Genomic DNA, 10,641 nt, shown 5'->3' with positions numbered 1-10,641 from the left:
AGAATGAGTTCAATTCCTTTTTCCTGTTACTTTCGCAGATGATTATGTTTCAGACGAATGTCTTGTTGCTGTTTTTGGAACGTTGTCTCATCGATTTTACCAGCCAGAATGTTCTGTAATGTCCTACTTCTAGCAAATCTAACATAGTACTTTTCGTAGTATCTTCTGCCAGCGCTCTTGTGTGTCTGGAGATGTATATTCCAGATGATGAAGCAGGTCGCCATATGCATCGGCATTTAAATTTCTAATGACTCTGATCATCGTTTGTTCATTTTCTACGTGAGACAAAAAATGGACTAATTCATGCCGCATTGATGGACTCCCTCCTCATAACCCACATCCTTGTGGACATCTGTACTCATGACATCTGTAGACAACCAAAAAAGGCGTCTTTCCCCTGAAAAAGCATAGGGAAAGACGCCTCCATAATTATGCAAATTATGACGGTTCATCTAACACCTTCCTATCTCCCGTAGGTACAGCAGTGCTGTCGAAACAGGCAGGTCTCCTGGCTCCGGAATCGTCACATGGCAGCGGCCTTCCCGATTGATCTCAATCAGTGGCTAAGTAGGCTGCCTGCTCCTCCGTCACAGTGGCGGGACCGCGTCGGCATCGCACCGACTTCCCTTTTAAGTTTGGCCGACAAGTAATGTTTGCGACCAGACACCTGTTTCCGATATGCAATTTGGGTATTTTAAAATCTCTTACATCTTACTCGACAATGAAAGACAAATACAAGCGTTCGATTACAAAGGAGTATATACCACATTCTGAACACCCTTTCAATTGGCAAATAAGTTAGTGAGCTTTGTGACGAACACTGTGAATGCCATTACTTTTAGCATAAAGAAAGAATTTCTGAAACATAGTTTTGAGGGTGCCTCCGGCATGTCTGTTGCTGTTATGGTTTACCGAAAGGCATTTCCTTCATCTGATCAACACGCCAAACGTCAAGTTGCCTCTGCACTTCTGTCCGCACCTCGTCCAGACCTGCCTGCTTCAGCTCCTCATTAAATTTGGGCAGTACCCTGTCCACATCCACACTGCCGGTCATCAGGCTTGGATAGTACTTTTCCCAAACCATTTTTATGAGGTTGACCTGAATGGACATACTGGTTAAATTCGGCGTAAATCCGAGCAACTTCGATGTAACGTATTCCGCGTTTGCTGCTCGGTACTGATCCCACTTATCCAACGGATCGGGATATTTTCCACCGATCGTTTTGAGAATGAACCAGTTTCCTTGTGTATACTGCACACCTTCATAGCCGACTTCTGATACCGGATCATTGCCGCTGTCTCCGGAAGATTTCAGCAGCACCTGCCCGTTCTTGTCCAACGTATAATGCACACCTTCAATACCGTAATTAAACAGATTGCGGATCTCCGGGTCCGTGTTGAGCAAATTCAAAAACTTTACGCTTTCAACGGGGTGCGCTGACTTTGCGTTTATTGCCATAATCCCGCCGCGAACAGATTCCGTCGTGATTAGTGGCGGGGTCACAGGATAAGCAACAACTTTATAGCCGCGATCCTTGCTCCAGCTGTTTTCCGAAAGTGGTCCCCCTCCCGCAGATTTCCAGAAAACCCTTTCTTCGCGTTTGAGATTTTGGCTCTCCCGCAGGGCCGCGTCTTCATTGATGTAACCCTTGACGTAATAGCTGCGGAGTGTATCCAGCACCTGCCTTGCTTCCTTGGTCTCAAATATATTGATCACATGCGCGTCGGGATCCAGAGAACGCACCATGAGCGGTAGCGGTTTGTCCAGCACATATTCGTAACCGTACATGGCGAAGAAGTTCTGGGAATCCTTGTCCATCTCCATCAACTGATAGGAGGGTTCCTTTTCCTTGATCATTTGGAACAGCGGATCCAGAGACTCCAGGGTGTTGTACTTTGTAATATCGATGTCATACTTTTGGACAAGCGTCTCCGGATACATCCATTGCATACGGACCGCAAGCTCCTTATTCGTGGGCACACCGTAGATGCCGCCGTCTTCCATGCGAACGCCCTGCCATAGAACGGGGTCGATCGCGTCGTACATATCCTTGCCGAAGTTGGATAAGTAGCTGTCCAGTCTCAGCCATGCTCCCCGTTGAACATAGCTTGAGTAATCCGTGGTAAAAGCGATATCAAAAGGAGTTCCCGTCGAAATTAGCGTATTGATCCGGTCATTGTACTCCTGCCAACCAATCTTGATATATGTAATAGTGATTCCGATTTTTTGAGCCAACACTTCATTGATTTTATCGTTTACCATCTTCAGATCCGGATCAGAATTGCCAAGCGTATAATAAATCAGATTCACTGTGTTGATATTTTTGTCGAATTCCTCGTTCTTGCCCGATATGGAGATACACCCGGACAGAGGCAGCGTCAACATCATTGTAATCAGGACAGACTTGATAAATCTATTCCAGATACATGAATTTATCATTTCTGAACTACTCCTTTCTCCGCAGATCGGAAGGCGATTTGCTGAAGTAGGCTTGGAAATGCGTGTAAAAGTAGTTTAGATTGGCGTAACCGACGGAAAGCGCAATCGTCGATATCTTCTCGTTTGTAGCCTGAATACGATCTCGCGCACATAACATCCGGTAAGCCATAAGGTACTCCGAAAATTTCATCTTGGTTTCCTTCAGAAACAACTGTCCAAGATAGGTTCCGTTCATGCGAAAACGGCTCGCCAACTCTTTGAGATTAAGATTTTGATTGTATTCAGCCTTAACCATTAGCAAAATGCGGTTGGTTAGCTTGGATAAACTGTCGTAGCGCACTTCCAATATGGGGTCTATATCACGGTGGCTCAGATTTCTTCCCTCCAGCGTACCGTTCAAATTTTCGACGATGACTCGTTCAATCAGAGCTTGAAGCTTTGCTCGCTCAACGGGTTTGAGTAGATAATCCTTAACCCCACAATGAATAGCCTCCAGGGCGTATTCGAACTCACCATAACCGCTCATCATAATATAGGTAGTCGGGAGCCCGAGTTCATTAAGCTTGTGAATGGCGTTATAGCCGCGATCCTTGCCAATGCAAACGTCAAAGATTGCTAGGTCCGGCCAAAACTCCACGGCCTTTGTTAGCGCATCCCCATAGGTTTCGCTGGTCTCGATCTGTCTGAAGCCAAGCATTTCCCAATCCAGCGTTCGCTTGATTCCTTCCAGGATTAGCGGCTCGTCATCAACGATTAGAAGTTTGTACATACGTTATGCCTCCTTCGCTATGGTTAAGGTAACTTTGACACCAGCTTCCACATTATTTTCAATTTGCATGGTAAAGCCTTTCCCATAGAAAAAATGAAGCCGTGTATAAACGTTGCGTAGGCCGATGCTCTCCGATGCCGAGTCCCCGACAAAAGACAGATTGCGGCGGATATCAGCTAATCGTTCTTCCGAGATCGAGTTCCCATTGTCTACAATCTCCAATACGTATGAGTGGGCATTTTCCAATCCATTCACAACAAGCAGATTAAATTCGTGGTCCGAATGGAAGCCGTGTACGAAAAAGTTCTCGGCGAGCGGCTGCATCCAGAACTTAACGGTAGGTAGAGACAGCAGTCCCAGGTCCACATTGATTTGATAATAGAATTTGTCCGGATATTTAAATTCCATGATCTTTAAGTATTTTTCAAGCAAAGCTAGCTCACTGCCCAACAGAATAATATCTTCGTTCTTCACGATTTCACGATATAACGAGCCCAGTGTAGCTACCGCTTCAGCCGTATCAACCGCGCGGCCCGCCAACGCAAACGATCGGATAATTTCAAGTGTATTGTACAAAAAATGAGGGTTAATTTGATTTTGAAGCGCTTTCATTTCTGTTTCCTTCTGTTTCAGTTTTAGCAAGTACTCGGTTCGAATATGTTGGTTGAGCTGATGCGTCATATCGTCGAGTTCCCTCGCGATCATTCCGTACTCATTCTTTCGATAGCGGGTCGGACTGATTGGCGTAAAATTGGCGGATTTTACACGTTGGATGGAATAGATGATTCGTTGCAAAAAACCTGCGTCTTCACGAAGATTGTATCCGATTAACAGGAGAAAACTGACCATAGCTGCCAAAAAGATCAAGAACACGGTAATCAGCATGCCGGCTTTTTGCCGGAAAAGCACTGCCATGTCTACAATACTGATGAATTGGTAGTCGTAAGCATTGGACGAATGGGTCACATAAAACACGCGGTCCAGCTTGCCTAACTGCAGAAAGCCCTTGCTACGTTCTTTTGAAGCAGCCTTTATGAATAATTCCTGGGTGGCTCTGCCTCCAACGTCCATGAGATAGACATCCCCAGCCGCGCTGACGACTCCGTTTTCGATCCATTGATTGTTCTGCACGCCTTTGAATAATACATCACTGCTGACCAAAAAACGAAACTCACCGAGCTGGCGTGAGATTTGATTTTCGTCCAGCAGCTGCTTACGGATGACGAAACCTCTTTGGATTGTCTCTCGAAATATATCATCCGTGTTAGGCAGATTAAACAAAAAGCTCGTCGCACCGTTACTGGCGAAACGTACTACGTTGCCTCGTTCCTCGGTATGCAGACTCACCTGGATAATATCTTCCTGCCCACTGCCGAGAAAAGCTTTCACATCCTCTGGAAACGATGCGAGAGGCTGATCATAGCGGCTGTTCTGGAGTCTTCCCGTCAGATAACCTTCCGCGCTGTTGGCGAGAAAATAACGAACGTCTGCCACCAGACCGTTATTGGAGTAAACTCGCTGTAAATAGGCTTCGATCCGCTCAGCATCGTTTTGAAGAATGCTTTCAACCCGGGAGAATGCATCTGCCGCTTGATTCTGCGCATTCTCTAACCACTGCTGCAGCAAAACAAGCGTGGTCAATAGGCTTAAAATCAGACCCATGAATAACGTAAAAATCGCGTAAGCAATAAATTTGCGGCGGTAGATTTTGATTTGAAAGAAGGAAAACATGCAGCTCTCCTTAGCAGTTGGATTATATTGAGACTTATAGTTTTACCATATAGCTATTTGTCGGACAAATCAATCCGTTATAAACTCAAATTAAATGCAAATGTCTCCAGTAAGATTGGAAAACCCGAACGGCCACAACGGCTCCGTTCGGGTTATTGTCGCAAGTCTCAAGGATTATGATTTGAAATATGCGTTGATCTGTTCTTGTGCGGCTTCCATAATCTTATCCAATCCAGCTTTCTTCAACTCTTCTATAATTTGCGGTATCTTTTTTTCCGGATCGGATGCGCCAGTGATCAGCTCATAATTGTATTTGTTCCATACAGCCTTCACATTGGCTACTTCAGTGCCGAGTTCGCTAATATCCAGTGCAAAGCCAAGGATCGAAGATGAGGTGGCTGCTTCATTCAGCTTACGGACCTGATCCCACTGATCTTCGGGTGCGCCTTTCGTGACAGCCATGTTGAAGAACGTTCCTTGCGTATAGGCCGCCAGCGGCCACGAGTCCGTTTTCCGTTCAACTGTATTATCGTTTACATAATCGAAATCGACACCTTCTTCGCCATAGGCAAGCATATTGCGCAGCTTGGAGTCGGTGTTTACCAGTTCCAGATATTTAAGCGCTTCTTCCTTGTACTTGGAGTTGGCAGAGATTGCGTTCATGGATCCCTGGATTGTGCTGGTTGTATAGATCGGACCTAGAATTTGAACCATGTCGTATTTATCAATACCCGCAGAGATCTGCCAATTCACTTCTGCACCAGGGAACGCCTGCGCACTGAAGAACGGGCGATAAGGGTCGGCCTCGATCTTGGTCGGCGCATCCGGATTGATAATGCCGTCCTTGTACCATTGATGCATGAGCTTCAGCTTTTCCTGTATATCCGGTTGTTCTAGAACAGAAACGACTGTGCGGGATTCATCTTCGGCCTTGACGCCGATCGGCTGAAAGCCGAGAGTCATATCGTCATAGTCATTAAAGAAACCGTTAATGCCCTCTCCCTGAGTCAAGGACAGTGGATAGAACCCTTTGCCTTCACCAGCCTTGATATCACGGAATGGCTTGTCCAGATCCTGTAGTGTCTTGATGCTGCCGAGGTCGACATTGTACTTTTGCACGAGCGCATCGTCAAACACCCAGTACTGGGTTAATGAAGAATCCTTGTACGTTGGAACAGCGTAAATCTTGCCACCGACTTTCGTTCCATCCCACACCAATTCTGGGATATAGCTGTGCAAGTCCGGTACCGTACTTGGCACAAGGTTGGTAATATCCGTGAATGCGCCCATGTTGACCTGTTGACTGTATTTTCCGTTATTCGTAAACATTATGTCGAAAGCTTCACCGGAGTTTACAATCGTATTGATCTTCGTGTCCCAATCGCCCCAACTGGCAACGCGGAGATCGATTTTCACACCAATCTTCTCTGCCGTATATTCGTTTATCTTCTCAATTGCCTTATCAAAATTGGCTGGCACTTGTCCGCCGATCGTCCACCACACCAGCGTAGGTACCTCGCCGGAACCTTCGCCTGCATTCGATCCTGAGTTTTCCCCTGACGTGTTGTTTGAAGCGTTATTGTTGTCTGAGCCGGAACAGCCTGTTAAACCAAAGATAGCCAGCGTTACCACTCCAATCAAAAGCGGAGTTTTCATCCATGCTTTAAACCTTGTCCTCATTCCTCTATTCCCTCCCTTAAGTTAACACGCACCGATCCTGCGAAAAAATTATGATAAACCTGAAATTTCCAGATTTATTTCGATTTATCCCTTAACTGCACCCACCGTCAAACCGGAGATAAAGTATTTCTGGAAGAAGGGGTAGGCCAGAGCAACGGGCAGTACAATAATGATCGCAACAGCCATACGTGCCGATTCTTTGGGCATGGTGGCGACAAGCTCGGCGTAGCTTATGCCCATCGTCGAGGCGTTTTTAGCCAGCGCATCAACGTTGCTCATCAGGCTGTTCAGTAGCGCCTGCAGCGAATACAAGCTTTGGTCGTCAATATACAACATCGATTGAAACCAGTCATTCCAGTACGAGAAGCAGAGAAACAGACCAATCGTCGCTAGAACTGGCAGTGAGATCGGGAGCACGATTGTGAAGAAGATGCGGAATTGACCTGCTCCGTCAATTTCAGCCGATTCGATCAGCCCGTCCGGAATGGTCGTCTTGAAAAAAGTTTTGCAGATGATGACATTAAAGGAAGAAACGGCTAATGGTAAAATCAGCGCCCAGATTGTATTGCTTAATCCCAACATCGTCGAATTGATGTAATAGCTGGAGACAAGACCGCCGTTAAAAACCATCGGGATGAACACAATCCATGTCAAAAGTCCTTTTAGCTTAAATTGGGGACGGGACAATGCATAACCCATCGTAGTGGTGAGCAGTACGCCGATCAGCGTGCCTATTACCGTAACGAATACGGAGACTCCGAGCGCACGTACAATCATCGAGCCCTGCTTAACGATATAGTTGTAGGACTCAGCCGAGAATGCCGACGGCAGGAGTTGGTAACCGGTCTCTCGAATGGATGCTTCGCTAGACAGTGAAATAGATAGCACCACGACGATAGGGACTACGCATAACAAAGCTAAAATGATAAAGATGAGGTGAAAAAAAATGTTCGTTCCTTTGCCGACTCGGTTAAACTTTTCAAGACCGGAATCGTAGCTTGATTGTGTTGACATCTTCCTGCCTCCTCTCTAAATCAGTGCGCTTTCTGGATCAACTTTGCGAACGATCCAGTTCGCGAATAGGATCATTCCGCAGCCCAGTACAGATTGCATGAAGGCAGAAGCGGACGCCATACCGACCGTCGCGGTTTTGAGTTGTTTGTACACAAGCACATCGACCGTCGTGGTCACGTTATAGAGAGAATTGGAGTCCCGTGGCACTTGGAAGAACAAACCGAAATCCGTGGAAAAGATGCCTCCGACAGACAGGATAAACATCAGCACAATAACAAATTTCATCAAGGGCAGCGTAATATACCGTGTCTGCTGCCACTTGCTAGCGCCATCAATAACGGCCGCTTCGTAATATGTTGAATCCATGCTTGTGATTGTCGCCAAATAGACAACCATCCCGTAGCCGAGGCCCTTCCACATGTTCATAAACACAAGGAGATAAGGCCAATACGATGGTTCCATGTACCAATTTTTTGGATCCTGGTTGAAATGGGTCAGAACTTGATTGGCAATCCCCTTGTCATAGCTCAAGAATGCCCAAAGCACCGCGGAAATGACAACCCAAGATAGGAAATACGGGAGAAACATCATCGTCTGATAGATCTTGGCTGCCTTGCGGCTGTGCAGCTGTCCAACCATCAATGCAAGTGACACAGGCACGATGATACCCAGAATAATAAAAATCATGTTGTAACCGATTGTATTGCGAATTACGATCCAGACGTCGTTCGAACTGAACAGGAATTCAAAGTTTTTGAACCCGATCCAGTCGCTGTTTATAACATTACTGAGAAAATTCCCGTGAATCTTGAAATTCTTAAAAGCGATAATGACACCGAACATCGGCAAGAAGCTGAACAAAATGTACCAGATTGTGGTCGGAAGCACGAGCAGCGTGAGCTCGGTATCATGCTTGCGCCAGCGTGTTCGTACTCTTTTGCGGGTGACTTTTGCTCCCATATCATTCTTCCCTTCTTGTAGAACCTATCCTCGATTAGTTGTAATTCTATGTAAATCACCAGATGATTCCTAGATCAAAAACGTTAGATAATAGTCAAAAAACAATAGGTTTCAGTATATTTAACATCGATACTGGGTGAGAGAATATAAGAAAGACCTTGAGAGTTTACCACCCTCAAGGTCTGGAACTATCTATTAACTTACGGACGAACCACAACACCATTTTTAAAATTCATCTGCGGAAACTCCCACCTGCTATTTCATTCTCTGGAATTGCGGCTTCAATTCTTTTCAGGTCACTTTTAATAAATTGGACATCCAGAGACCGGATTGATTACTTAAGCTGATTTACTGTCCTGGCACCAATTAGTGGAATAATCTCATCGCCTTTAGCTAAAACCCACACAATAGCAAGCTGTGCCACTGTCATTTGATAATCCTTAGATATTTCAAGTAAAGCTTCAACAAGAGAAAGGTTTTTATCTATATTGTTTTCGGAGAATAGTGTGATATGGGCATTGCTGGGATCAACTTTATCTTTTGAAAAAGTGCGGCCAAGCAATCCATGGGCCAGGGTTCCAAATGCTACAACTTCAATGCCTAATTCTTTAGCAATTGGCAAAATGTCCTGTTCAATCTTTCGATTGAACAGAGAATACTGATACTCTACCATCCTAATTGGATAAACAGAATTCGCCTTTCTTAATGTTTCCGCATCAACTTGAGTCAATCCGATATGTTTGACATATCCAGCCTGAACCATATCGGAAACGGCTTCAATTACTTCTTCAACAGGGATATCCAAATCGGACCTGGCAGGCTGATAAAGATCGATATATTCTACGTTTAACCGTTTTAGCGTGTAGGCCAGATAATTTTTTATATGTTTAGGCCTAACATCCAGGCCGTACATGAATCCGTCTGGCGCCACTAATGCTCCAAACTTTACAGATAAAAAAGCCTTCTCTCTTTGGCTGCCTTTAAGTGCCTCGCCAATAAGCATTTCGTTATGTCCGCTGCTATAAAAATCAGCCGTATTTAAATGAGCAATTCCAGCATCCAACGCGGCAACCACTGCTCAAAATAATGAATAAAGGACTGGATTTCTCCACGAAACTGCTCTAAGTCCTTAAGTTTTAGATCCGTCTCACAAAGGTGTTCACGAAGGGTCTCATCGTGAAATCGACATTATGATATCCTGGGTATCGCTTAAAGAAACAAACCAGTTTTGTAGAAGGATATTATGATGTGTAATGATTTGATCTGCAATTAAAAAGGAAGAGTCCGCAGTACTGTGACCATCTTTGGCTAAAATAACGTCATATCCCAAGCTAAATGCTCTACGACATGTCGCATCAACACATATCTCAGTCTGAATTCCTGCGACCAGCAGTTGATTAACGTCTAGCTGATTTAAATGTGATTCAAGGGTGGTATCTTGAAATGAATCTGGAAAGTCCTTTTCAATTTTCATATCTTGAGCGATCAAGGGTAAGGCGGGATGAAGACTCCACCCTGAGGATTTTTTTGAGGTAAGCGTCCCTAATTTCCCATTATGCTGCGTAAGTATGACTGGAATCTTACTTATGTGGGCCCACGTAATAAGTTGTTTGATATTATCTAATAATTTTTCACTGTTATGTATAAAGAGAGGATTCATAAATGATCCGATTTGTATATCTATGATCAATAAAGCTGGCTTGTAAATCAAAACTATCCCCTCCTCATCCTGGATACTTCTTTATTCATTTCTTGAGGTTAGAATTGCCAGTAAGTTTAATTATATTCATTATTTTTTACACCTAATCAGTTATGAGACAAAGTTCTTGCCCTCTTGCCCTCTGTTTGGGACAAGAACTTTGTTTTTTTAAACATAATCCGAAATATTCTTTCAATGAAATAATTAGAGTTCAAGAAGAGTCACTTCGACAGCGGAGAGAAGCAATCGATTGTTCTTTAGCATTAATTGAACGTATAATATGTCTCTATAGATATTATTGATCAGGTGTTTCCAGAGGATATCTCTAAGCAAACGTACTTGGATGGA

General features: G+C 44.6%; 9 protein-coding genes and 1 riboswitch. All 9 genes read right to left on the bottom strand.

The features are described from left to right. Positions 1–138 precede the first annotated feature (138 nt). On the bottom strand, positions 139–312 hold the full coding sequence (locus gpAD87_RS31770) for a hypothetical protein (protein WP_157258434.1): 174 nt from the start codon (positions 310–312) through the stop codon (positions 139–141). Positions 313–481: 169 nt separating this feature from the next. Beyond that, positions 482–686, bottom strand: a riboswitch (cobalamin riboswitch). A gap of 215 nt (positions 687–901) precedes the next feature. Further along, the gene (locus gpAD87_RS09105) at positions 902–2,440 is read right to left on the bottom strand and encodes an ABC transporter substrate-binding protein (protein ID WP_064637672.1); all 1,539 of its coding nucleotides are present in this window, start codon (positions 2,438–2,440) and stop codon (positions 902–904) included. Between the two features lie 7 nt (positions 2,441–2,447). Next, positions 2,448–3,209: a response regulator transcription factor gene (locus gpAD87_RS09100; RefSeq protein ID WP_064637670.1), complete on the bottom strand. Its 762-nt coding sequence runs from the start codon at positions 3,207–3,209 to the stop codon at positions 2,448–2,450. A 3-nt stretch (positions 3,210–3,212) separates the two neighbouring features. Then, positions 3,213–4,940, bottom strand: a complete 1,728-nt coding sequence (locus tag gpAD87_RS09095) for a sensor histidine kinase (protein WP_064637668.1) — start codon at positions 4,938–4,940, stop codon at positions 3,213–3,215. Between the two features lie 174 nt (positions 4,941–5,114). Then, on the bottom strand, positions 5,115–6,596 hold the full coding sequence (locus gpAD87_RS09090) for an ABC transporter substrate-binding protein (RefSeq protein WP_157258522.1): 1,482 nt from the start codon (positions 6,594–6,596) through the stop codon (positions 5,115–5,117). Between the two features lie 108 nt (positions 6,597–6,704). Beyond that, a complete protein-coding gene (locus tag gpAD87_RS09085; RefSeq protein ID WP_063563695.1) occupies positions 6,705–7,634 on the bottom strand; it encodes a carbohydrate ABC transporter permease in 930 nt (309 codons plus the stop codon). A gap of 15 nt (positions 7,635–7,649) precedes the next feature. Beyond that, positions 7,650–8,594 carry an ABC transporter permease gene (locus gpAD87_RS09080; protein ID WP_064637664.1) on the bottom strand — a complete coding sequence of 315 codons (945 nt, stop codon included), beginning with the start codon at positions 8,592–8,594 and terminating at the stop codon, positions 7,650–7,652. Positions 8,595–8,928: 334 nt separating this feature from the next. Then, positions 8,929–9,657 carry an aldo/keto reductase gene (locus gpAD87_RS09075; protein WP_231952482.1) on the bottom strand — a complete coding sequence of 243 codons (729 nt, stop codon included), beginning with the start codon at positions 9,655–9,657 and terminating at the stop codon, positions 8,929–8,931. Positions 9,658–9,765: 108 nt separating this feature from the next. After that, a complete protein-coding gene (locus gpAD87_RS09070; RefSeq protein WP_082935048.1) occupies positions 9,766–10,305 on the bottom strand; it encodes a cysteine hydrolase family protein in 540 nt (179 codons plus the stop codon). Between the last annotated feature and the right edge of the window lie 336 nt (positions 10,306–10,641).

The organism is Paenibacillus sp. AD87, assembly GCF_001659845.1.
Taxonomy (GTDB): Bacteria; Bacillota; Bacilli; order Paenibacillales; family Paenibacillaceae; genus Paenibacillus; species Paenibacillus marchantiae.
The sequence above is the reverse complement of the archived record's forward strand: the minus strand, read 5'-3'. Positions and strand labels throughout refer to the sequence as shown.